Genomic DNA, 23,505 nt, shown 5'->3' with positions numbered 1-23,505 from the left:
TTTCGCTCTGGGGCGTTCATATACCAACTAAATAACGATTGGACGATAAGGCAAGACTCAAAGACGATCGGACATTCACCATTACAGCCTCTCGCCGTAAACTTTGCTTCATCTCAACGACGTTGCCTGACTTATTAGGTAGCGACGATTTATGAATGTCGCATTGAACACTGAGTCGATAACGCCTCAGTAAGCGGCCGAAAAAAGAAGGATGTGACAATGCAACTCGACTTTTCTTACTACAATCCAACCACTATTCATTTTGGCAAAGAGTCTCTGACTAAACTTGCCGATGAACTGCCACATTACGGTGAAACCGTCCTGTTGGTGTATGGCCGCAATGCAATTAAATCGAACGGTCTTTATGATGACGTGATGGCGATTTTGTCCGCTGCGGGCAAAAACGTAGTGGAACTTTCCGGTGTGATGCCTAACCCGACGTACGACAAGATGATGGAAGGCGTAGCGCTGGTACGCGAACACAATGTCGGCCTGATTCTGGCGGTCGGTGGCGGTTCGGTCATTGACTGCGCCAAAGGTATTTCCGTATCAGCTCACTGCCACGATGCAGATCCATTCCAGAAATACTGGGTGGAATTCAAAGATGTTGACAACGATGTCGTGCCAGTGGCCTCAATACTGACCATGGTCGGCACAGGTTCCGAGATGAACGGTGGTTCAGTGATCACACACGAAGCCACCAAATACAAAGCAGGACGAGTATTTCCGGCGCATGTGTATCCGAAGTTCTCGATCTTGAACCCAGAGTACACCTACAGTGTTTCTCAATATCAAATGGTCAGCGGCGTGTTCGATACCATGTCCCATCTGATGGAGCAGTATTTCTCGGATCAAGGTGCAAATACCACCGACTATGTGATTGAAAGCCTGCTGAAGTCGTCAATTGACAACCTGCGCGTGGCGCTCAGCACGCCAGACGATTACGAAGCCCGCAGTAACCTGATGTGGAACGCCACTCTGGCACTCAATACCATAACTGGCCTGTCTAAAACTCAAGACTGGCAGGTACATATGATTGAGCACCAACTGGGCGCTTACACAGACTGTGCACATGGTATGGGACTGGCGGCAGTATCTCTGCCTTATTACCGCCTGATTTATAAGTTCGGCATTGAGAAGTTTGTTCGCTTTGCCACTCAGGTTTGGGGAATCTCAACCGCAGGCAAAACTCAGGAACAAATTGCCCAAGAAGGTCTGGACGCGCTGGAAAACTTCACTAAAGAGTGTGGTATTGTGACTTCTCTGGAAGCTCTGGGGGCGACCCAAGAGATGCTGCCAGCGATTGCTGATTCCACCATCATTCTGGGCAACGGCTACAAAACGCTGACTAAGGAAGAGGTACTGGATATTCTGCAAGCGTGCTTCTGAGCGAATTCAACACAAAAAAGCGAGCGGATATCCGCTCGCTTTTTCATTTAGCGAATTCGTACCGCCAGCGCATCAGCATTTCAGGCGTGTCAATATCGAGAGCAGCATTGGGAAGTGAGATTTCTCGGACTGAGGTAGTGTCTCCACGCAACAGACTGCGGGCACCATGCTCTCCGTTGAGCATGGTTAATTGAGAAAAGCAACTGACCGGAAACAGTGCAGGAACGCCACGGCGCTGATTATAGTAGGCACAAACAATGTGCTGCGAAGAAGCAGCTTCAACAAGTTGCTGCGAAGAAGCAGCTTCAACAAGTTGCTGAAAATCTTCACTTTGCAGTGCCACTTGGTCGGCCAACGTAATCAAAACAGCATCGAAATCCGGTGCCAGTTGACGAACGCCATAAGCAATAGAGGCCCCCAAACCTTGTGACCATTGGGGGCAATAGATCAGCGGCACGATGGGTACTTGCCCTTGCTGCTGAGCGAGCTTTATCTCCTGATGCCAGCGCCCGGTAATAACGAAAACCGGGCCGACATCGCTCTGAGACGTTTGTTGAATCGAACGAGAGAGCAGGTTTTCTGTTTGGCTAACCGCAGTTAACAACTTACATTCGCCAAAACGCCGGCTCTCTCCCGCTGCCATGATCATGACTGCGATCTTCATGACATCGTACCCGGCAAAACACCACTCAATGATTGCGCATTGGTGCAAGTCACCGCCGCCTGACATTCTGCCAGCATCGCCAACGCGATGGTTTCTGGCAGGTCTGCACCGATGTTCAGGCCAGCGGGTCCGGAAAGCGGCACCGACAGTTGATTCAATTCGATGCCCGATTGCTCGATCACACGTTCACGCCGATTGACCGGCCCTAAAAGGGCGATGTATTTCATCGGCAAACCCGCGACTGCGGCCAACGCCACAGCATCAAACGTGACGTTGTGACTCATCAGAATCACGGCCTCCACGCTGTGTTGCTGGCAGTAATGCGTAAGTTCACTGGCATCGCCACTGAGCTTATTCTCCAGATTGGGAAAATATTCCATTCGCCCGTTGGCAGGCCGCGGATCCCACAAGCTCACCTGCCAGCCTAACTGATGTGACAAGTGAGCAACGGGTCTTGCATCAATACCACCGCCGACAATCAGCAGATGCAGTGGCGCTTCTATCGGCGTGCACAGCCATAGGCCATCATCCTGTTCCATCAACTGTGCGCGCACGGTATGCTGCTCATTCATTGGTTCTGGCATAAAACGGGCTGAGATTTCTTTATTGGAAATCTTCTGAAAATAGTGCCCTTTCTGATGCCTCCGTAACGCGTCCAACACTTGGGGAAGCCCAAGGTAATCATTTTCTGCCGTTAACGGTTGTAAAAGAATGTGAACCGTTCCGCCGCAGCCGATCCCAAGCTGAAAAGCCAGGTCATCTTCGTCGCTGCCATCGTAGGTCAGAGTGACAGGCTGACAACTCAACATCACTTTGCGCGCATGTAAGTGAATGTCCGATTCCAGACAGCCACCACTGAGCATACCGAGTTGATGTCCGGCATCGCTAAACAGCATCATCGCACCGGATTTTCGATACGCAGGCCCCTGCGTTTTATAGACAGTGCCCAGAACCCAGTTGGCCTGGTCTTTAAGACCAAGCCACTGAGTCAGCAGATACATCAAATGATTAGACATCATGACCACCTGAAGTCGTTATGCTGAATAAGTCATACATCATCATGAAAACGGCGGCCTACGACGTCGCCAATTTCAATGGTAACGTATGCAGGCGCTGACCCGTTGCTGCGGCCACGGCATTCGCCACGGCAGGTGCAATCGGAGGGACACCGGGTTCACCAACACCAGAAGGCGCTTCCGCCGAAGGGACAATGTGTACTTCCACGTCCGGCATCTGGTTCATTCGCAGCACCTGATAGTTATGGAAATTCGACTGTTCGACCATGCCGCCTTCGCCGAGCGTGATGGCACTCATTAATGTCGGAGACAGACCAAAGCCAATTCCCCCTTCCATCTGAGCAGCGATCACATCCGGGTTAACTGCAACACCACAGTCGACGGCACACACCACTTTGTCCACCGAGATCTGACCGTTCTTGACCGAAACCTGAGCCACCTGCGCCACAAAAGTATTGAACGACTCATGCACTGCAACGCCCATGCCGCTTCCGGCAGGCAGTGTTTTCCCCCATCCGGCTTTTTCGGCGGCCAGTTTCAGCACACCTTGCCAACGTGGATGTTTGGCCAGCAGTTGCATGCGCATTTCCACCGGATCTTTCCCAGCGTTTGCGGCCAGTTCATCAATCATGGTTTCCACTGCAAATGCGGTGTGTGTACTACCTACCGAGCGCCACCACTGAACCGTTGGCCCGTCCTTGACCGTCGTCAGTTGAATTGAAAGATTGGGAATCGCGTAAGGAATATTCGATGCCCCCTCAACGGAAGTGCCGTCAATGCCCTCTTTCACCGCAAAAGCTTCAAAAGCAGTGCCCGTCAGAATCGACTGACCAACAATGTGCTGCTTCCAACTGGAAATATTGCCGTTCGCATCCAGACCAGCCTGAATATGATGCACATAAGCCGGGCGGTAATAGCCGACTTGAGTATCATCTTCCCGGCTCCACACCATTTTGATTGGCGTGCCTTTTTTCTGTCTGGCGATTTCGACCGTTTCAATCAGGTAATCCGAATGTGGGTTGGCGCGGCGGCCAAAACTACCACCCGCTAACAGCATGTGCAGCGTGACTTGTTCCGGTTTCAAGCCCAGCAGCTGAGCAATGTTCATCTGATCAACGGTTTGGAATTGCTCGCCATTCCAGATTTCGCATCCCTGATCGCTGACCTGAGCGACACAGTTCATCGGCTCCATCGGAGAGTGAGACAAGAACGGGAACTCGTAAGTGTTGTCGATAACGCTATCGGCTTGCTTGAGCGCAGAGACCGCATCGCCTTCATTGCGGGCAGAAAGGCCCTCTTTCTGGCTGAGCGTTTTGTACTCCGTCATAATTTGCGCGGAGCTCTTGGTGAACGCCTGACTTTCATCCCAGGTGACTGAGAGCAAGTCGCGGCCTTTCTTCGCACTCCAATAGTCTTTCGCCAGCACAGCCACGCCCGTCGGAATGGTGACCACATCCACCACACCCGGTGACGCTTTGGCTTGCGTCGCATCGACGGTTTTCACTTTCGCTCCAAATTTAGGCGCATGCAGTACCATCGCCGTCAGCATACCCGGCAACTTGATATCCTGCGTGAAGATTGCGGTGCCGTTGTTTTTGCCCGTGTCTTTGCGACTAACTTTCCGCTTGCCGATAAACACAAACTGCTCCGGCGTTTTGAGCTTCACACTGGCTTCATCAGGAACAGGTTGCTTCGCCGCGTCCAATGCCAGTTCGCCAAAGGTGGCTTTCTTGTTGCCATGACTCACAATGCCTGCACGAACCTGAATTTGACTCGCATCCACATTCCAACGCTGCGCAGCAGCGGCAACTAACATCGCTTTGGCAGCCGCCCCTGCGGTACGCATTTGTATGTAAGAGTTGGCAATTGCGGTACTGCCGCCCGTACCCTGCATCGGGCCCCAGAATGTGTTGTTGTAACGACTGGCATCTGCCGGTGCGCCTTCGGCAACCATTTGTGCCCAGTCAGCATCCAGTTCTTCAGCCACTAGGGTAGTCAGACCGGTATAGGTGCCCTGGCCCATCTCTATGTGTTTGATCATCACGGTCACCTTATTGTCGGAGCCAATGCGAACAAACGCGTTAGGTTCAAATGGCACAGCACTCGAGGTCATATCCGCAGCCTGCGCCTGATTAGAAACAGGCAGAGAGAAACCCAAAGTTAATCCGGCTCCCACACCACCCATCAATTTGAGAAATTTTCGGCGACCGGGTACCACCTCATCAGCCACCGTCGAAAAGGACATTCTACGCATGATTTATCACTCCTTTCTTCAACGAGTTACAGCTGAGCGGCTGCATCTTTAATCGCTTTGCGAATACGAACATAGGTTGCACAGCGACAAATATTGCCCGACATCGCTGCGTCAATATCCTCATCGCTTGGATTCGGATTGCGTTCGAGCAGCGCAACCGCAGACATGACTTGCCCTGACTGACAGTATCCACATTGCGGCACTTGTAACTCATCCCACGCTTGCTGAACGACTTGCGCGGTCCGGCTCTGTATACCTTCGATGGTAGTAATTTTCTGGCCGACTGCTGCCTGAATTGGAGTAACGCAAGAACGAATAGGCTGGCCGTTCAGATGCACCGTACACGCGCCGCACTGCGCCAGTCCGCATCCAAACTTAGTACCTGTCATTTCCAGATGATCCCGAATGGCCCATAAAATGGGCGTATCTGGGGTAGCATCGATTTCGCGATCGACACCGTTCACATTTAAAGTTACTGACATGGAGCTTCTCCTGCTCTCTTTATAAATGAAGAGCGCGCTCCTTTTCCTTTGTCGAAAATAGTGAGGCACTCAGTTTTTGGATAGTCTTGTTGAGCATTACTAATTATAGAAATACGTGAAATATGTGTTAGGCAAATAATCCAAATTGTTTGCCTAATCTTCCAAGATTTAAAAAGGAGGGAAACTGGCCACACACTGACTATGGGGATCGCCTGTGTGCTATAAGGCTTTATTTGGAGGCGCTAGTCATTACAGCGTTGTGTTTAAGAAATAACGCTAATCCCGCCTGTGCTACTAAAATCGTCCAGAGCACAGGCCTTTAACATGTTGTTTACGTGAGGATTAAACGGTATCAAACCACTGGTGAAACGTGTTGGCAAATTGTGAGCCCAGCCGACTCTCCTCACGCGGTAACAGGAAGACTTGCTAGCCATTCCTTGCGAAGGACGGCGAGTACCACGGTATCCCACCATTTTCCTTTGAAGTAGCGATGTTCTCTAAAATGCGCTTCTTTTCTCATGCCAAGCGACTGACACAGACGGATTGCGGGCAGGTTTTCACTGATAGTCTCGGCGTAGATGCGATGGAGACTTAAGTTTGCAAAGCCAAAATTTGCCAACGCCTGTGCCGCTTCAAAGCTTAACTTACGCCCTTGTGCCGCTCTGGAGAACGCACATCCCATCGAGGCTTGCCCGTTATCTTCTAAACGTAGGCAAACTGTGCCGATAAACTGGCCTGTCTCTTTACATTCAACCGCCAACTGATAGGACATACGCGGGGATTCCATCGCCTGAGTGACAAACAGCTGGGTCAGCTCCCGATACTTTTCCGGCTTACAGTCGCCTTCATCATAAAAACGTTGATACTTCGCGTCCTGAGACATCATCACAAAGGCATCTTCATCAGCGAGCTGCATATCACGAAGGAGCAACCTTTCTGTTTCCAGTTTAAACATCAACACCGCCTTTGGGTTACAAGAACTCGTTTGCCTGAACGTCAACAAAGAACACTATAAACCAAACACTTAGCGAATGAGTCAGCAAATCTGGGACTCGCGCAGCGAAACGTCAACAGAGTGAAACACGAGGTACAAAATTTAATTTGAAATGGGATACGTTAGAAACAAAAAATCACGCAAAGCGCGTGTTCAGGACATTTGATATGAGATGTAATTTAAGAAGGATTTGGAGCGGGCAGCGGGAATCGAACCCGCATCATCAGCTTGGAAGGCTGAGGTAATAGCCATTATACGATGCCCGCGCATCGAAGTGCTGGGGTTAATATGCCACAGCTTTAGAAAAAGAAAACCGTTTTTTTACTTGAACGCGACTGTTTGAGTAGTTAATAAACAATTGAACATCAGAGAGTTAGGAATCTGACTCACATCACAGTTATTTCGTCAGGAATCCAGAGTCATAAAGAACGAAAGCCTCCACAACGGAGGCTTAGTGAAGAACCACGAAAGAATCGGATTATAGTTGAGTGGTTTGAACGTAGTTTTCCAGTTCCATATTGGAAACGGTGGTTACGTATTCATTGTTGACGTAGAAAGCCACACCATCTTCAGTTTTCTTACCGCGCAGCGTTTTTTGCTGGCCATCCAGGTAAGTCACATCCATTTCAATGGTGTTGTCATCAATTTTCTTCCAGTTGGTATCTTTGATTTCAGAGTTGTTGCCCAGCGGGGTCTCTGTCATCGAACTATCCAACTTGTCGTTTACTTTCAACATGGTGTCCGCAGGTCTATCAACCACAGCGGGTGACTTACCAGAGATTGGGTTGGTACCTGTCCAGAATTCAACGGCGTTGACAATGAATAAGTCGACGATAGACGCAATACCATACACAGGAGAAAGCAGAAGGAACAAACCTTCTCGGCCGTAACGGTTATCCACGACTTCAAGGTTAAATTTAGTCACAAGACCTGTTGTTGCCATTTGGCCCATACAACCTGTAAGAGAACTGACACCCAAGCCGACGGCCATTGCAATAACTAGAGATTTACGTTTCATATTTATCACCACTGATATCGTTGTTGTTTCCCTCCTACACTCTAGTACATATGCAAGTCATTGATCGATTTTGATTAAAAAAAGTGCGATTTTCTGAAGCGTTCGCAACCTTTCTTATAAATTAGACAGTTAAGAGACAAAAAAGCCTCCCGAAGGAGGCTTGTCATTTATTGAAGCGATGCTGTTTCCAAATAACGTTCCATTTCGAGATTTGAAACGGTCGTGACGTATTGGTCATCGAGGTAAAACGCCACCTCATCGTTTTGTTTCTCACCGCGCAGTGTCGCCCGTTCACCGCTCAGATAAGTGATGTCCATTTGCATCGTGTTGTCATCGATTTGTTTCAGCGTCGCAGACTCGATATCACGGTTGTTGCTTTGTAGCGGTACCTGTGTCATCGACTTATCGAGTTGATCGTTCACTTTGATCAGTGAATCAGCCGGAATATCAACCACCGCTGGAGACTTACCGGAGATAGGGTTTTTACCCGTCCAGAACTCAATCGTGTTGAAAATGAACAAGTCGGCAACAGAAGCGATACCATAAACTGGAGATAGCAAAAGGAACAAACCTTCGCGGCCGTAACGGTTATCCACGACTTTCAGGTTGAATTTTGTCACCAGGCCCGCTGTTGCCATTTGCCCCATACAACCCGTTAATGTACTGACACCGACAGTCAGAGCTACTGCCATTGCAATCGTTTTGCGTTTCATAATATCCACCAGTTAAAAAAAGCAGTGGTAAATAATACGGTTAACCTTATAAAAACAAAGGGAATAAAGACCGATTGCATACAAACTAGCCGTATAATTTAGCTGACAGCATACTGATAACTCACACGGATAGTTATTTAACAAAATCAAACATATAGTTTCGAAATTGTTATCTTTCCTTTAGCACAAACCACATTGTGGTTACGTCTGCACAATGGCCCATGTGCAGTTCAATTCAAAGCCAGTTAAGATGTAACACTCAACCGCGAAGAGATTTTGAGATCGATAAAGCTATGCCACCGCTCCCTACTCTGCCTGACGACTATTATCTGACTAACTTTCGTAAACTGACTTCCCATGCGCTGGAATGGTATGCGGATTTACTCACTGACGAAGAGCGCCATTGGTTGGCCGACTTTGATTGCTTGTCGCACGGCGGACAATGCTTACTTGTGCGTCTGTTGTCACGCAGAGGAAACTGGTTTCGCAGCGACAAAGCTGAGTATAAGGAAATTGGCGACCAGCATCAGGCATTAAGCGAACTGGCCGCTTTGGGATTTATCACACTCAATCCCGACGCAGACATCAGTACGCTCGCAGAGAAACTGCTCACCAAGGCAGAGATTATTGCCCTGTTTCCAACGCTTCCTAAACAGAGCCGCAAGGAAGCGTTATTGGCACAACTGAGCCAACAAATCATCGCGAAGGAAATCGGGTTACCTTTCAGCGTGATCTACCTCAACCAAGGAGAGATGATTGAGCTGCTGCTGGTGCTATTTTTTGCCAACACTCATCAGGATTTTTCTCAGTTTGTCCTCGATGATTTGGGACTGAACAATTTTGAACGCTATCAACTCAGCCGCGAGCGTCGTTTCTTTCAAGACCGAGAGCAAGTGGAAGTGCTGCGCAAACTTACCCACATTCAATCCCTTTACGACCTTTGCCCAAAACCGACACCCACTGAGTTGGATGAGTGGCAACGTCTGCTGCCAGAGCCTTGTGAACATCCTTCCATCGAGCGTAAACGTCAGCATGTCATGAACCAACTGGCGCGCGACTACGAACGGCATCAAGCTTTTGCACCAGCGTTGATGCTCTATCGACAAACGCAGGTTATGCCCACTCGCGAGCGTCAGGCGCGTATTCTGGATAAACAACAGCAAATCCAGGCAATGCGTGACATTGTCACTGAAATGCTCGATACCCCGCTCAATCATTCCGAACTTGAGGTCGCGCAAAAACTCAATCAGCGAGTCCTGCGTTTGCAGGGGCAAAAAGCCCCACGCACGATTAAGCCAGCACATAAAACGTTGCATCTCGAACTGGATCTCTCACAGCAGCGTGTGGAACTGGCCGTGAAGAGCCACTTCGAACAGCTCGGTTATCAGGTTTACTATCTTGAGAACCAATTTCTCAACACGCTGTTTGGCCTGACATTCTGGGACGCCATTTTTGCACCGGTGGAAGGCGCATTTATCAATCGCTATCAGCATCGTCCACTCGATCTCTATCACGATGACTTTGTGTTAAAACGTCAAAGCTATATTGAATCGGCAATAGCGGAACTGATGAACGATGGTGTTAAACCTCTTTGGCTGCGCTGGCAGAACAAATTTTCAATCGCCAATCCTTTTGTGTTCTGGACCGACTGTGACGAAAGCTTGTTTGAACTGACGGAACAATCTTTTCCGCGCGCTTTGCTGGTTGATCTGTTTAAGGTGCAATTGAGCGACCTCAAGCTCTATCGTAATGGGATGCCGGATTTGATCCTGTTTAAAGACGGAGAGTTTGAATGGGTTGAGGTGAAAGGCCCGGGTGATAAGTTACAGGACAGTCAATGGCGTTGGATCGAGCAATTTTCGCGGCTAAATGTGCCTTTTTCAGTCTGTTATGTGAATCACACCGTCTAAAAGATGGTGATCCTCAGTTCTCTTTGCTTTAATTAACTCAAATTTAATTCATAAGATAACCGGATGAAATTACGTAAATTATTCGTCGTTGGTTTGGTCACCCTTTTCTCTGGCTGCGCGGTATTGGCCAGCCTCAATTTCGACCAAATCTTTGGCAAAGCAGAAGTGCGAGATCGTCAGGCTCCTATTGAGTCAACCCAGGCACATTTCTTTCTGGATCAGGTTAAACCTATCATCGATAAACGTTGCGTGGTTTGTCATGCCTGCTATGACGCGCCATGTCAGCTCAAAATGTCCTCCGTTGAAGGTATCGACCGCGGAGGCAGTAAGGATATGGTGTATCAGGGTACACGTCTGACCGCTGCCACGCCGACGCGCCTGTTTGAAGATGCGCAGTTAACCGAAGAGTGGCGCAAGTTTAACTTCCATCCCGTGTTGAACGAACGCGATCAAACCCCGGAGGCCAACCTGCAAGCAGGATTAATGGCACGTTTGTTGGCGCAGAAAGAAGCACATCCTCTGCCACAGCAGGATCAACTAGAAGGGTTTGATTTTTCCATCGATCGCGAACAACAGTGCGTCACGATTGAAGAGTACGAGTCCTATCAGCATAACTACCCGAACTGGGGTATGCCCTTCGGCATGCCGAATCTGGCAAAGTCTGAATACAACACGCTGATGACCTGGCTGGAACAAGGTGCGGTGATGAACGCGCACATGCCACTGACCGCAGAAGAGCAGTCCGAGGTCAATCTGTATGAAGCGTTGTTCAACCACGACGCACTTAAAAATCGTTTGGTCGCACGCTACATTTATGAACACCTGTTCTTGTCGCACCTTTACTTCTCGGACATCAAAACCGCCGATGGTCGTCCGCGCTTCTTTACTATGGTGCGTTCTTCTACTCCGCCCGGACAACCCGTTCAGCGCATTACCACCCGCAGACCATACGATGACCCGGGTGTAGAGCGCGTGTACTACCGTCTGATTCCGGAGCAAGGGACGATCGTCGATAAAACGCACATGCCTTTTGCGCTCAACATGAAACGCATACGCGATTGGAAAACTTGGTTTATTGATGCGCAATACGTTGTCGATGAATTGCCAAGCTATAACCCTGAAGTTTCCGCCAACCCGATGACCGCATTTATCGAGATGCCCGTCAAAGCACGCTTCAAGTTCATGCTCGACAACGCACAGAACACCATTATGGCGTACATCAAAGGCCCGGTATGTCGTGGCCAGTTAGCGCTCAACGTGATTAATGACCGTTTCTGGGTGTTTTTCCTCGATCCGGATAAAGCCGACATGCCGGAAGTGAACGAATTTTATCGTTCTCAGGCAGACAACCTGAAACTGCCTGGCGAGCTTGAGAGTAATACATTGCCACTGACCAACTGGGTTCGTTTTTCGAAACAGCAGGCGCGCTATCTGCAAGCTAAGTCGGATTTCATCAACCACTGGTTTAAAAACGGCACCCACTTATCCACCGATGTGATCTGGGATGGTAATGGCACCAATCACACCGCCGCACTGACGATTTTCCGCCATTTCGATAGTGCCTCTGTGGTTGAGGGTTTGGTGGGAGAAAAACCGAAAACTGCTTGGGTTATTGATTATGCATTGCTGGAACGGATTCACTATCTGCTGGTAGCTGGATTCGATGTGTATGGTAACTTCGGCCATCAGTTGATCACGCGCATGTTCATGGATTTTCTGCGCATGGAAGGCGAAAGTAACTTTGTTGCCCTGCTGCCTCGGGATGTACGCCACAAAGAGATGTCGAGCTGGTACGCGGATCAGAGTCCGCAGTTTTCCGACTATCTGCTGCGTAACGTTAAGCCGTTCGATCAGCCGACTCAGGTTCAGTACCAGACTACCGATTACAAATCAGAGCTGTTTGACAAACTCAAAGAGCACGTAGCTCCAATCCTGACTCAGCGTTATGACATTGTCGATACCGGATTTAAGCCGGAATACGAGAAAGCACTGGCCAGCATCAGCCATATCAAGGGCGAGGGTTTGCGTTCTATCCCACAAATCATCATGTTAATGATTGAGTCGGATAAGGGGCAATCACAACTGTTTACCCTATTGCACAAAAACGCCCATACCAATATCTCGAGTTTGTTTGATGAAGAGAATAATCGGGACTATAAAAATGATGATCTCACGATCGTTCGTGGAGTGATCGGTAGCTACCCGGCTGCGTACCTAAATCTCAGAGAAAAGGATATTCCGGAACTCGTACAGCGTTTACAGACACTAAATAGTGAAGACGATTACGTCCAACTGCTGGATCGATTTGCTGTTCGTCGCAGCTCGCCGAAGTTCTGGCCTTTCAGCGATAAGGTTCACGCTTGGTACCGTCAAGACCAACCTATCGAATTTGGTCTGCTTGACTACAATAGATTTGAGAACCGATAAAAAACTCTCAACTCACGTTTAATGAACAGGAGGTGCGAGATGAACATTCGAGAGAACATTGATGCATTAGAGCAACAAATTTACATTGCCTGCTCTGAAGGGGACTACGAAACCGTCAACTTGTTGGAACAAAAGCTTGAACGCCTGCGGGGCAAAATCGAGCATCCATTTGACGAAGACCCCTATTCACTTGAAGGTCGCACCTTTATGGATGACGACTGGCGTTAGCACTAAAGGGAGCCAATTTGGCTCCCTTTTTATTTTCCTCAAACAGAAGTAACACGTGAACTTTGGGTAACCAATATTGCAAAAGTGTTAAGTCGTTCATTTCACTAATAAGCTTATTAATTGGAATATAATTTCAAACATTAATATCAATATAGAAATATCCACTATTCACTGTTCAAAGGGTTGCCACGTTATAGGGCATCCGTTTATAACAAGCCCACACAGGGGAGATGAACTCCCCGGAATTTACTGCCAGCCAGGACTCAGTATGTCATTCGTCGCTACCACAATTTGTCTGTTGCATCGTCGCCAGCAAGCTATTGCGACTTATCTGCTCCTCCTGCTCTCTCTGGGTCTACTACACAGAAGCTGACAGGCTATTTTATTTTCTGTCAGTCAAGAGTTGCTGGCAGAGTCATCTTAACGTTCACTCACCAGCCGCTTCCTAACTGACAATATTGAGGAAGACTATGTTAAGTGCACGCAACATCGCCGCTTTAGGCTTTATGACCTTCGCCATGTACTTGGGCGCCGGCAACCTTATCTTTCCCCCTTTTCTGGGCTATCAGGCCGGTGGACATCTGTTTGAAGGTATGGCTGGATTTCTGCTGGCGGGTGTCGGCCTACCCGCTTTTGCTTTAGTGATTGTCGCTCTGGTCGGCGGCTCGGATAACCTGACATCGGTACTTCCACGCCCTATCGCAACCGCGTTTTGGATCATGGTGTTCATCGTGATTGGACCGGCTTTCGTGATTCCACGCGCGATTACCGTCGCATACCAATTTGGTTTCAGTCCATTTTTTGGCGACAACGCGCTGGTTCCTTTTTCTATCGTTTTCTGTATTGTCTCTGTGCTGTTTTCTTTGTACCCGGGCAAACTGATTGACACTTTAGGCAAATGGTTAACTCCGGCTCTTCTGGCGATTCTTGTCGTGATGGCGGTTGTTGCGTTGCTGTATCCAAGCCAGGGGATCTCTGAAGCGACTGGCGCGTACGTCAACGGCGCCTTTGCAGAAGGCGTCACTCAAGGTTATATGACGATGGACGCGCTCGGCTCAATCGGCTTTGGCTGGGTTATATTCCGCGCGATTCAAAGCATGGGCGTCAGCCAGCCGAAAGCGATTGCCAAATACACCTTGATTGCTGCGGTGATGTACGCGGTAGCCATGGCGCTGGTTTATATCTCGCTGGCTTACATCGGTGCCACCAGCGTCGGCACATTCACTAACGGCGGTGACATCCTGACCACATTCACCACGCAGCATTTCGGCGTATTTGGTACGCTACTGCTTGGTGCCGTGATGGTATTGGCCTGTTTAACAACAGTGATCGGGGTTACAACCGCAGGCAGTGAGTTTTACAGCCGCACATTTAGCAAAGTCTCTTACCGAAACAGCGTTATCGTTACCATGATCATTGCCGCACTGGTAGCGAATATTGGTCTGGAACAATTGCTGGCGATCACCTTGCCTGCCGTTGTCGCGCTGCATCCGATTGCGATTGCGTTGCTGTTTATCGCGCCGTTGAAACGTATCATCTCAATGACTGGTGTATTGGCGACAGTCGCAACAGCACTGATTTTCGGGGGATTAGATGCGCTGCATATTCTGGGCAGCATGCCAGCGAAATTCGATGCCACGTTGTCTCAACATCTACCACTTTACACTTACTATGCTGGTTGGATCGTGCCGACTGTGATCGTTTTAGCATTGGTAAGCAGTGTGAGTCTGTTTACCCGCCCTGCTGTTACTCGCGCAGTAACAGAAAGCTAAGCTCAGGACGAAAAAAAGGCCCCAATCGGGGCCTTTTTTATGCAACATATTTGCAGACTCAGAAGAAACTGATGGCGTTACGGCCACCTTTGCTGTCCTTCGGTTGATCGTCTTCGCTTTCCTTTGAAGCCTTTGCTTTTGCCTTGTTATTTTTGCTGGCTGACTGGGACAACTTACTCGCTTTACTGCCCGATTTTTTACCTGCTGCCGGCTTGTTGGAAGGCTTTTTCTTCGGCGCTGGTGGTGGCGTCACCGCTTTGAGTTTCTCTTCCACTTCAGTCACCGGCGCATCACAAATGATCAGGTAGTATTCTTCATTGAATTCAACCAAGTCACCATCATAGAGTTTGCGACGCTTGCGCATTTCAAGCTCGCCATTGACCGCAACATAACCTTCAGCAATCGCATACTTTGCTTCACCACCACCGCTGACTGCGTTGGCGATTTTCAATACTTTGTACAACTCAATCGGCTGAGCATCGACTTCGATACCAATTGCTTCGATTTCAACTTCTTCATCTTCCCATTGAGGGTTCTCAAATTCATTCATTCTAGGTGTCTCAACAACATTTGGCGCTAGTGTACCGTGCAGCTGGCGAATAATAAACGTAATCCTTTGCACGGCTCGAATTGTATGCAGCCAAACGTTTTCGGTAAACGACAGCTAAATTATATAATTCTTATATACGAGACTTTTCATTTGTCTTTGCACCAATTAGTATGCATACACACGGATAATATCTTGCTTAATGGAAGGAGTGCCATATCAACTATAATCACAGAATATAACTGGGATGGATTAATATGCCTAACGTTATAAACCGCGCACTTGTCGTCAATCCGTATCCGCTAGAGCAACACGCTCTGGAAGATATCATTCAATCAACCAATCAATTTCAACACATTCACTTTGCCGTTTCACCTGCTGAGGCCTACCGCATTGTGAGTCAACAACCGATCGCTTTTGTCATGCTGGAAGTTGAAGCTGATGATGCCAGTGGACTCGACATTCTTCGTCGTTTGCGCGCTAAAGGCTTCGCCGGAAAAATTTTGTTTATCAGCGCAATTGATAAAGCGATGTATTCAAAAGCAACCCAAAAGCTCGGTGCCAACGGTTACCTACTCAAAAGCGAACATGTTTCTGTCATTCAGGACGCCATCTGCAGCGTGATGCGTGGATACAATATCTTTAAGCACGAGAATCACGCCGCTATAAGTGAAACCGCTGAGTTGTCAAAACGAGAAACGGTGATTTATCACTATTTGATTGCGGGTTTAACCAACAAAAAAATCTCGGAACTGTTGTCTATCAGCAGTAAAACCGTGAGTACCTACAAAACACGTATTCTTACCAAATTCGGCGTCAAATCCGTGATTGAGCTGATCAAACAAGAGAAACTTGCCTGATATCAGGCGGTTTGAACTTCGGAAGGTTGAAGAGAAATATCAGATTTGCTGATGTACGCCCCTCTTCGCTGTATCCAATAACGAAGTTCCGAACCATACGCTCACGAATGCTCATGGCGAGCAGAGAATCCGGAACCCCGCCCTCCATCGCTTTGAGCATCTTCACTGCTACTTTCGGACAGTAAAAACGCCATTAATATTGCGTATATGCTAGCTCGATCCCCTGAATTCGATTATCAACGTTCAGGCTTTAATCTCTTTAAGCAGTGGTAATTTTCGGTGCATGTAAATGAATCTAAACCAAGCCAGGACGTGGAGATAAAGGACTCAGCTGTTTTTCCGAATACAGGTTGGAATCTGCACGCTTAAGCGCATCGTCGAGTGACTCCGAATTCATCAGTAACGTTATTCCGACGGAGATACTCACCGTCAGTTTGTAGGAGGAAAACGCGGTGTCCGTCACCGCCTCTTTCAATCGCTCGGCTAGAATGATGGCATTGTCGATATTGCACCCCGGCAGAACTGCTACAAACTCATCGCCGCCGGTTCGAATCAGGTAGTCGTTTTCCCTAAACACCTGACGCATACCATAGGCTATTTGCTTGATTGCTTCATCCCCCACATGATGACCATAATTGTCATTGATCTGTTTAAGTTTGTTCCCGTCGATCGCCAGAATCGCCGCACCAAACTTTTCCAGATCCGCAGTAAATTTTTGATCTTTGAAGATGTTCCGATTGAGCAATCCGGTCAGGTCGTCCAACTGCACGTTCGATTGAACTTCAAACAATTTGGTTCGGTTGAGTTTTAGTGTGCGGAACAGATAGATCACATACGAAAGCGCAATCCACAACACCAGAAACAGCCACAGCAGTTTAAACACAATCCAAATGAACGGCACCTGATACACATAGACCGTGGAGTTGTCGGCAACATACTCCTTGGTGTACGCGATATGCGCCATCAATGCGTTGCCATAAATCATCTCATAGAAGGTGTTGGCGTTGAGTTCACGGGTACGAATCTGCAATGCGCCAAGGTCGAAGAACCGAGCCAACCCCACATCGATATTGAGATCGCCCACAATGATATTGTGTAAGTAAACAGGGCTTGATACCGTGATATACAGGTCGTCCGAACCATTTTTGCGGTAAGTGCCGGACACCAGAATACGGTCGGCCAGACGTCGTTCCGGTGCGTTAATCGTGCACACAGAAGCTGTGCCGCAATCCTTCACCACGGAGACTTCATCTTTATCTGATGAGGTCATGTCGCTCAGATAGGAGCGGTAATACAGCACGTCTACTTTTGGCAGAATAGCCGGCATCGTCGAGACCAAAAACTGAAATTCGTTCGCCAGTTCAATGTCGATATTGGTCGGTTTCAGCTTCTTGTGCAGATTGTATTTGCGTTTCTCAATGTCCTTGATCGCCCCTAAGTCACTCTTTTTGATGGTATCAATTTCCTGAATGCGGTTTTCCAGGATTCGACTGGTCAGAAACAGCGTCTGTTTGTACTGCTCCATCACATTAACGAAGTTTTCAAACTCGTGATTGCGGCGATCCAAATAGGACTCAGAGAAGATAATCACCGCAACCAGATATAGCACCAGGCTGCAGGTAAAACCGTGTACGATGATGTCCGAGATATACTTCTTATTCAGCTCTTTCATAACTCAACCCGACCAATCACGCTGCCGTTGAGACTCATGAGCTCAACAATAGAGTTAACCTGATATTTATCGAGGATGCGCGTTTTGTAGGTACTGATGGTTTTCGGGCTCAGATTGAGTATTTGTGCGATCTCTTTGTTGGATTTGCCATCTACCAGAAAACGAAATACCGCCAACTCTTGCTTAGATAGCTGAATATCTACCGCCTGTGTCTCTTCTGCGACTTTAAAAAAGCTGTAGCCATTTAGAATGCATTCCACCGCATCTTGCAAAATAGACAAATCTTCTGCTTTGCTGACATAACCATCGGCACCCACACGCAGCGCCGTTTCCGAATAGAGGCGGCTGTTGTTGCCTGACACAAACAGGGTTTTACCCGTAAACCCATGATGCTTCAGCCGGCGCAGCACCTCGAAACCATCCTGCTTTTCCAGATTGACGTCCAATACCAGAAAATCGATTTGGCCTTCGCGTAACATTTTCACGCCTGCTTGGGTGTCAGTTTCCACCAGCACTTGGCCAAAGCGCGGGTTTTGCTCCATTAACTTTTTGATTGCCATACATACCAAAGGATGGTCGTCGAGTACCAAGGCTGTCAGGCCGGATGTTGTTCTTTTGTTCATGACTTAATTCACTATCATCAAATGTTCAATGGGACGTGGCTTTCCTGTGTAATACCCCTGACAAAGATCCATGCCGAGCAGGCTTAAATACTTCCATGTTTCTCGATCTTCGACGCCTTCCGCGACAAGGCGCATGTTGAGCTGTTTGGCCATTCGAACAATGACATCCAGAATGGTCCGTTTGCGGCGGTCCTGATGGCAGGAAACAATCAGCGCGCGGTCTATTTTCATTTCCGTAAACGGCAAATCAGCCAATTTCAACAACGAAGAATAACCGGCTCCAAAATCGTCAATCGCGAGTTCAACGCCGTTGAGCCTTAACCGGGCAAAGTTTTCAATCATCACTGAATCGTACTGGTATACCTCCATCTCGGTGAGTTCGATAATCAAACGCGAGGGAGCAAACCCCAGCGTCTGACAGCACGCCAATACCCGACGGGCAAATTCAGGATCGGCAAAATTAGTGTGAGTCGCATTGACTGACACGGTGCCAGCAAGCCCCTTATCAGAGAAATCGTTAAGTGCCTGCTTGAGAACATAAAAGAACAGACGATCGTGCCAGTTCGCCTGTTCAATCAACGGCAAAAACAGGTATGGGGTTATCACTCCGTATTGCGGGTGATACCAACGAATGAGTGCCTCGTACCCATCAGCGATCCCATTATTAAAGCGGTGCTGAGGCTGATAAACGTTGCGTAAATGCCTCAATTGAAACGCTCGGTCTAAGTCAGCAACGAACAGAGATGGCAAGGTTTTGGCGTAATGCTTTCCGCTGTTTGACGACGCTACCGTGTGCAGCGCCGATTTCAGGTTCGCGAACGTCACTGGTTTCGACAAGGTGGCCACTAAATCGAGCCCCAGTTTCTGACACATGGTCGTCGCCAGAGACAGGATGTTCTGATCATGTCCGCTGAGCAAACATAAGCGGCTGTGATACTGCCGGGCAGCGAGTTCGTTGAGTAGTGCCAGTCCATCCATTTCCGGCATGGCCAAATCAAACACAATCAAATCAAATGTGAACTGATCACACAGTGCCAGCGCGTCCCTACCGTGGTGCGCGACATAAATATGGCTCACTCCCAACGTTCTGAGTGCGACTTCGATGACGCGGCAATGCAACTTGCAATCGTCCACCACCAAAACGTGTTGCGATGCAGGATCAATGCTCATTCAGCCATACCTCCGCTCGATGAATTGATAACGTCATGGCCGCAACGAGTTGCTTCAGCTCTGCATCGTAGCCTTGTTCGCCCTGTTTACTGCGGTTTTCCAGCTGGGTCGCCGCGAAACAAATTTTCTGGTCGCCGACTGTCCCCGCTCCGCCTTTGATGCGATGAGCCAGATCATGGATCGCATTTCTGTCTGTTCGCTTGGTTTGGAGTGCCATCAGGTCATCGTTCATGCTGGTGATAAACACTTCAACCAACATTTCAGCATCCTGCATTTCATAATTCTGCCACCACATAGCCGGAGCGTTTTCAGCTCGTTTTGACACAAACTGTGCGACGGTTTGGTATAAGCGCTGCAAACCATACGGTTTGTAAAGCACGCTATCAAAACCCGATAACATTGCTCGCTCATTAGCCACTCGTGAGTCTTCCGCGGTGCAACCAATAATGGCGTAGTTAGAAAACTGCGGCAGATGTTCGCGGACTAAAGTCGCCAGTTCATACCCATCCATCACGGGCATATGGCAATCGGTTAGCAGCAAGTCGAACTGCTCAGCGCCTTTTTGAAGCCGCTCATAAGCTTCTTGTCCGTTGTTCACCAGTTCAACACTCAGGCCAAACGACGTCAGTTGCTGGCTGATCACCAGTTGATTAATGGGATTGTCCTCTGCAACCAGTACATGTCCGAAAAGCGGTTCGTTAGTCTCGTCAGTCGCTTCTTCACTGGCTGCTGTGTTCGTCAGGACGGCATAAAGCAGATCAGGGAAGAAAGGGCTCACGCTCAGCTCAACGACATCTTTCGAGCGCTGGCTGAATACGGTGATGTCCTGGCGCATCAACACGGTCATTCCTCCCGGACAAGAGTCAGGAATGGGTTGGTCGCCATCGTAAATGTGGACGTCTTTCATTGCCTCATCGGAAGATGGGTCAAGACGCCAAACAGACAACCAGGCTTGAATAACCGGATCTTCCCCGTGGTAGTGCACCAGTTGTTGTGAAATCGGCTCGAGAAAATGACTTTCCACCTGAACAGGAATGCTCACCTGAATACTGGTGCCTTTACCCGGTTCGCTCTGAAGCGAAATCTCGCCCCGCATTACATCGACCAGATCATGCACAATGGCAAGCCCGAGCCCGGTGCCACCATACCGACGAGCGATACTGGAATCTGCCTGCACAAAGGGATTAAACACGGTTTGCAGAAGCTCCGGAGACATACCATCGCCGGAATCGCTGATCACCATCAGAACTTCGTTTTCGGTGACGTTAATGTCGACGCGGACAAAACCTGAGTGAGTGAACTTGATGGCATTCGACAATAAGTTATTGAGGATCTGGCGTAGGCGCAGCGCGTCAATAGTGACGGTTTTCACCGTTCCCGGCGCCCAGTTAACCTGAAAATCGAGCGACTTTTCACGAGCAGCGCTGCAATGCACCCGTAGTAATTCTCCGATTTCACGCAACAGGCAGCATTCCGCTAGGTCCAGTTGGAGCTGCTGAGCTTCGAGCTTAGAAAAATCGAGAATGTCGTTCACCAGCAGGTGCAAATGATCCGCAGAGGAAATCACGTTGTTAAGGATCAAACGTACATCTTGGTTGGTTTCGCGAGTTTTCAGCATCTCTAATAACCCAACCATGCCAGCGATTGGTGTACGAAGTTCATGGCTCATGCTGGCGAGGAATCGTTCGCGAGACAATACCGCTTGCTGAGCGACGTTTTTAGCCTGCAATAAGTTGCGCTCCTGCTCTTTATGCGCGGTCACATCGTCAATCACCGTTAGTATTATTTTCTCGTCACGGTTCGCACCAGAGAGCGGTGTGCGGTGGTAATTGATGGTTTGAATCCCACAAGGACAAGACTGCACATCGACGTCACTTTCGCTGACATCCCGGCCACGCAGAACAGTGTCAAACTCGGCCTGATTCTCAACTACACAGGTATGCTCTGACGATGAAATGCGCATTTGACAAACCTTACCGTTGCCGGACGCTGCGATTTGGCAGTGATGACAATTGGTCAGCAACAGTCTGTGGTTGGTGTCGTGGATAAAAATTCGGTTGGGCAGCGCATCAATCACATGTTGCAACAGCGCCAATCGTTCGTTGCTGCGTAAGGCTTCGCGCTCTTGAATCGAGACCTTCAACTTAAGGTTTTTGTGCCACAAAAAGCCAATCAAACCGAGCAGTATGAAGACCGAAGCCCCGATATAAGAGCCGGCCATCACCAGAGATTTATCCACCCCGTAGACAATATTGAATGGGCTGTAACTGTTTTGCAGGCGCTGTATATCGCTGGCATCCACCGATGCAATAATGCCAGCCAGAATTGCTTTTAACTCGGTGTTGTCCCCTCGCACCGCCATTGCGATTTCAATATGTTTATCGTCCCCCTTCAACACGACATAGCGATCATCGCCACGCTGTTTAGCGAGATATTCCAGAATATCGTGGCGCAGATAGGCACTGCCAAGTTTGCCGCTTTCAAGATCACTGATCAGCGAAACGACACTGGTATAAGTCGTTAGTTCTTCGCCAAACACCTGGTTTTTGACGTATTGATAGGTCGGACTGTCTGAGAACAGCACGCCGATCTTCGCATCAGATTTCGCCAGCACGCCAGGCAACTTGATATGTTGGTACGTGATAGACATCAACGTGTCTGTCACGTACATCCAAGCCGGGTTATTCACTCCTTTTACGACCAAAGGCAGAATGTCAATCTCACCGTACTTCAGCATTTGAACCGGTGTTAACCCTCCACTTGCCGGAACATAATCAAAATCGAAAGCAGTTCTGGCTTCAACCAATGTGAGTAAGTCGTTCAGATAGCCTCCGTGGTGGCCGTCCCGATTGCGGTAGAAAAGTGGATAGGCATCATTCCAAGCGGAATACCTGATCGGTTGCATTCCGGAATTTTGATAGTTGAGCGCGGCAATATCGACCTGATGATAAGGGTTGGCCGAACGCAACCGAGAGGTTTCGCTCTGACGGCTTAATACCACATCTATTTCGTCAATTAGGGCACGAAAATCTTGCGTGGCGGCGATGCGTACCTGCTGCGGTTTCGCCCAAGATGGCAGTTCTACTTGCCCCAACGTATTCATCGGATGTTTCACCGAAGTGAGCAACGTGGTGTAACTTTCAAGCACCGCATCGATTTTGCCCTGTATCAAGTAGTCAGGCAGAGTGACAAAATCCGGTAGCTCCACAATATGAGCAAATCCCATCTTCGACAGTTGCTGACAATACACTGCCCCCTTATGGCAGCCCCAGGTCAGGGATTCAGCCGCCCAATGACTCAGGCTCTGATTACGGAACCAAACTGCGGTCGAACTGGTATACAGCGGTTGACTTAAGATGAGGTCGGTTTTGCCTGAGTCAAAGATGCCGACGGCAATATCGGCCTTCTTCGTTTCAACAGCCAGAATCAACGACTTCATATCGGCAAACATCTTATATTTGGGCTTGAAACCAATTTCGCGAGCCAACGCCTCGATGTAATCGGTATTGATGTCTCTCAATGGATCATGACCATCCAACTGATGCTGTAGCATCGCGACCGTGAAAGAGTTCACTTTGGACTGTCCGAACGAAAACGCCAGGTCCGGCAGACTCATGCTGTAGGCAGACATTGGAAAAACAGAGATAAATAAGGCGATAAGTAAACGTTTCACTGCCGTCTCGATTGGGGAGGTTTCAGACGGCGCAAGAATAGGATTTGTGGAAAGAATGTCAAATTTACACTACGACACAAATTATCGTAATTA

The 23,505-nt window shown here is 48.6% G+C and carries 18 protein-coding genes and 1 tRNA gene; 6 read left to right on the top strand and 13 right to left on the bottom strand.

Annotated features, from left to right (window positions below):
* Positions 1 to 219: 219 nt before the first annotated feature.
* Positions 220 to 1,389: an iron-containing alcohol dehydrogenase gene (locus DYA43_RS21150; RefSeq protein ID WP_061055606.1), complete on the top strand. Its 1,170-nt coding sequence runs from the start codon at positions 220 to 222 to the stop codon at positions 1,387 to 1,389.
* Between the two features lie 43 nt (positions 1,390 to 1,432).
* Here the strand turns inward: DYA43_RS21150 and DYA43_RS21145 are convergent, their stop codons facing one another.
* The 8 genes from DYA43_RS21145 to DYA43_RS21110 all read right to left on the bottom strand — a co-directional run bounded on the left by DYA43_RS21145 (position 1,433) and on the right by DYA43_RS21110 (position 8,530).
* Positions 1,433 to 2,053 (bottom strand): nucleotidyltransferase family protein, encoded by a 621-nt coding sequence (locus DYA43_RS21145; RefSeq protein WP_061055605.1) that lies wholly within the window; start codon positions 2,051 to 2,053, stop codon positions 1,433 to 1,435.
* Complete coding sequence (locus tag DYA43_RS21140) at positions 2,050 to 3,069, bottom strand: XdhC family protein (protein WP_061055604.1); 1,020 nt, start codon at positions 3,067 to 3,069, stop codon at positions 2,050 to 2,052. Before DYA43_RS21140 ends, DYA43_RS21145 begins: the two co-directional genes overlap by 4 nt.
* Before the next feature lie 58 nt (positions 3,070 to 3,127).
* Complete coding sequence (locus DYA43_RS21135) at positions 3,128 to 5,323, bottom strand: xanthine dehydrogenase family protein molybdopterin-binding subunit (protein ID WP_061055603.1); 2,196 nt, start codon at positions 5,321 to 5,323, stop codon at positions 3,128 to 3,130.
* A 26-nt stretch (positions 5,324 to 5,349) separates the two neighbouring features.
* Positions 5,350 to 5,805, bottom strand: a complete 456-nt coding sequence (locus DYA43_RS21130; RefSeq protein ID WP_061055602.1) for a (2Fe-2S)-binding protein — start codon at positions 5,803 to 5,805, stop codon at positions 5,350 to 5,352.
* Between the two features lie 403 nt (positions 5,806 to 6,208).
* Positions 6,209 to 6,760, bottom strand: coding sequence for a GNAT family N-acetyltransferase (locus tag DYA43_RS21125; RefSeq protein ID WP_061055601.1), 552 nt, complete (start codon positions 6,758 to 6,760; stop codon positions 6,209 to 6,211).
* 230 nt (positions 6,761 to 6,990) lie between these two features.
* Positions 6,991 to 7,065, bottom strand: a tRNA-Gly gene (locus DYA43_RS21120).
* Positions 7,066 to 7,277: 212 nt separating this feature from the next.
* Positions 7,278 to 7,817 (bottom strand): DUF3332 domain-containing protein, encoded by a 540-nt coding sequence (locus DYA43_RS21115; RefSeq protein WP_020328639.1) that lies wholly within the window; start codon positions 7,815 to 7,817, stop codon positions 7,278 to 7,280.
* A gap of 167 nt (positions 7,818 to 7,984) precedes the next feature.
* The gene (locus DYA43_RS21110; RefSeq protein ID WP_020328641.1) at positions 7,985 to 8,530 is read right to left on the bottom strand and encodes a DUF3332 domain-containing protein; all 546 of its coding nucleotides are present in this window, start codon (positions 8,528 to 8,530) and stop codon (positions 7,985 to 7,987) included.
* A gap of 293 nt (positions 8,531 to 8,823) precedes the next feature.
* Here DYA43_RS21110 and DYA43_RS21105 point away from each other — a divergent pair, with 293 nt between their 5' ends.
* The 4 genes from DYA43_RS21105 to brnQ all read left to right on the top strand — a co-directional run bounded on the left by DYA43_RS21105 (position 8,824) and on the right by brnQ (position 14,867).
* On the top strand, positions 8,824 to 10,440 hold the full coding sequence (locus DYA43_RS21105; protein ID WP_061055600.1) for a VRR-NUC domain-containing protein: 1,617 nt from the start codon (positions 8,824 to 8,826) through the stop codon (positions 10,438 to 10,440).
* A gap of 63 nt (positions 10,441 to 10,503) precedes the next feature.
* Positions 10,504 to 12,867, top strand: a complete 2,364-nt coding sequence (locus DYA43_RS21100) for a fatty acid cis/trans isomerase (RefSeq protein WP_061055599.1) — start codon at positions 10,504 to 10,506, stop codon at positions 12,865 to 12,867.
* Positions 12,868 to 12,906: 39 nt separating this feature from the next.
* Positions 12,907 to 13,095 carry a hypothetical protein gene (locus tag DYA43_RS21095; protein WP_020328644.1) on the top strand — a complete coding sequence of 63 codons (189 nt, stop codon included), beginning with the start codon at positions 12,907 to 12,909 and terminating at the stop codon, positions 13,093 to 13,095.
* A 470-nt stretch (positions 13,096 to 13,565) separates the two neighbouring features.
* Positions 13,566 to 14,867, top strand: coding sequence for a branched-chain amino acid transport system II carrier protein (gene brnQ / locus DYA43_RS21090; protein ID WP_061055598.1), 1,302 nt, complete (start codon positions 13,566 to 13,568; stop codon positions 14,865 to 14,867).
* 58 nt (positions 14,868 to 14,925) lie between these two features.
* On the opposite strand, the gene DYA43_RS21085 is transcribed toward brnQ, so the two are convergent.
* Positions 14,926 to 15,417: an RNA-binding S4 domain-containing protein gene (locus DYA43_RS21085; RefSeq protein WP_061055597.1), complete on the bottom strand. Its 492-nt coding sequence runs from the start codon at positions 15,415 to 15,417 to the stop codon at positions 14,926 to 14,928.
* Positions 15,418 to 15,671: 254 nt separating this feature from the next.
* On the opposite strand from DYA43_RS21085, the gene DYA43_RS21080 reads away from it, so the two are divergent.
* Positions 15,672 to 16,274: a response regulator transcription factor gene (locus DYA43_RS21080; RefSeq protein ID WP_055452635.1), complete on the top strand. Its 603-nt coding sequence runs from the start codon at positions 15,672 to 15,674 to the stop codon at positions 16,272 to 16,274.
* A 295-nt stretch (positions 16,275 to 16,569) separates the two neighbouring features.
* Here DYA43_RS21080 and DYA43_RS21070 read toward each other — a convergent pair whose 3' ends face one another.
* Genes DYA43_RS21070 through DYA43_RS21055 form a run of 4 tightly spaced genes read right to left on the bottom strand, consistent with a single transcriptional unit; the run spans position 16,570 to position 23,412 of the window.
* Complete coding sequence (locus DYA43_RS21070; RefSeq protein WP_061055595.1) at positions 16,570 to 17,946, bottom strand: diguanylate cyclase domain-containing protein; 1,377 nt, start codon at positions 17,944 to 17,946, stop codon at positions 16,570 to 16,572.
* Positions 17,943 to 18,569: a response regulator transcription factor gene (locus DYA43_RS21065; protein ID WP_024375050.1), complete on the bottom strand. Its 627-nt coding sequence runs from the start codon at positions 18,567 to 18,569 to the stop codon at positions 17,943 to 17,945. The genes DYA43_RS21070 and DYA43_RS21065 overlap by 4 nt, the downstream gene beginning before the upstream one ends.
* Positions 18,570 to 18,572: 3 nt before the next feature.
* Positions 18,573 to 19,739: an EAL domain-containing response regulator gene (locus DYA43_RS21060; RefSeq protein WP_104408441.1), complete on the bottom strand. Its 1,167-nt coding sequence runs from the start codon at positions 19,737 to 19,739 to the stop codon at positions 18,573 to 18,575.
* Positions 19,729 to 23,412 (bottom strand): ATP-binding protein, encoded by a 3,684-nt coding sequence (locus DYA43_RS21055; protein ID WP_225869404.1) that lies wholly within the window; start codon positions 23,410 to 23,412, stop codon positions 19,729 to 19,731. Before DYA43_RS21055 ends, DYA43_RS21060 begins: the two co-directional genes overlap by 11 nt.
* Positions 23,413 to 23,505 lie beyond the last annotated feature (93 nt).

The organism is Vibrio fluvialis (assembly GCF_900460245.1).
GTDB lineage: Bacteria > Pseudomonadota > Gammaproteobacteria > Enterobacterales > Vibrionaceae > Vibrio > Vibrio fluvialis.
Note: the sequence above shows the minus strand (reverse complement) of the source record. Positions and strands in the feature narration are given on the sequence as shown.

What these genes read in the sequence shown, in the direction of transcription:
- DYA43_RS21150 (WP_061055606.1), top strand. Translation starts at nt 220, where the DNA reads ATGCAACTCGACTTTTCTTACTACAATCCAACCACTATTCATTTTGGC.
- DYA43_RS21145 (WP_061055605.1), bottom strand. Translation starts at nt 2,053, where the DNA reads ATGAAGATCGCAGTCATGATCATGGCAGCGGGAGAGAGCCGGCGTTTT.
- DYA43_RS21140 (WP_061055604.1), bottom strand. Translation starts at nt 3,069, where the DNA reads ATGTCTAATCATTTGATGTATCTGCTGACTCAGTGGCTTGGTCTTAAA.
- DYA43_RS21135 (WP_061055603.1), bottom strand. Translation starts at nt 5,323, where the DNA reads ATGCGTAGAATGTCCTTTTCGACGGTGGCTGATGAGGTGGTACCCGGT.
- DYA43_RS21130 (WP_061055602.1), bottom strand. Translation starts at nt 5,805, where the DNA reads ATGTCAGTAACTTTAAATGTGAACGGTGTCGATCGCGAAATCGATGCT.
- DYA43_RS21125 (WP_061055601.1), bottom strand. Translation starts at nt 6,760, where the DNA reads ATGTTTAAACTGGAAACAGAAAGGTTGCTCCTTCGTGATATGCAGCTC.
- DYA43_RS21115 (WP_020328639.1), bottom strand. Translation starts at nt 7,817, where the DNA reads ATGAAACGTAAATCTCTAGTTATTGCAATGGCCGTCGGCTTGGGTGTC.
- DYA43_RS21110 (WP_020328641.1), bottom strand. Translation starts at nt 8,530, where the DNA reads ATGAAACGCAAAACGATTGCAATGGCAGTAGCTCTGACTGTCGGTGTC.
- DYA43_RS21105 (WP_061055600.1), top strand. Translation starts at nt 8,824, where the DNA reads ATGCCACCGCTCCCTACTCTGCCTGACGACTATTATCTGACTAACTTT.
- DYA43_RS21100 (WP_061055599.1), top strand. Translation starts at nt 10,504, where the DNA reads ATGAAATTACGTAAATTATTCGTCGTTGGTTTGGTCACCCTTTTCTCT.
- DYA43_RS21095 (WP_020328644.1), top strand. Translation starts at nt 12,907, where the DNA reads ATGAACATTCGAGAGAACATTGATGCATTAGAGCAACAAATTTACATT.
- brnQ (WP_061055598.1), top strand. Translation starts at nt 13,566, where the DNA reads ATGTTAAGTGCACGCAACATCGCCGCTTTAGGCTTTATGACCTTCGCC.
- DYA43_RS21085 (WP_061055597.1), bottom strand. Translation starts at nt 15,417, where the DNA reads ATGAATGAATTTGAGAACCCTCAATGGGAAGATGAAGAAGTTGAAATC.
- DYA43_RS21080 (WP_055452635.1), top strand. Translation starts at nt 15,672, where the DNA reads ATGCCTAACGTTATAAACCGCGCACTTGTCGTCAATCCGTATCCGCTA.
- DYA43_RS21070 (WP_061055595.1), bottom strand. Translation starts at nt 17,946, where the DNA reads ATGAAAGAGCTGAATAAGAAGTATATCTCGGACATCATCGTACACGGT.
- DYA43_RS21065 (WP_024375050.1), bottom strand. Translation starts at nt 18,569, where the DNA reads ATGAACAAAAGAACAACATCCGGCCTGACAGCCTTGGTACTCGACGAC.
- DYA43_RS21060 (WP_104408441.1), bottom strand. Translation starts at nt 19,739, where the DNA reads ATGAGCATTGATCCTGCATCGCAACACGTTTTGGTGGTGGACGATTGC.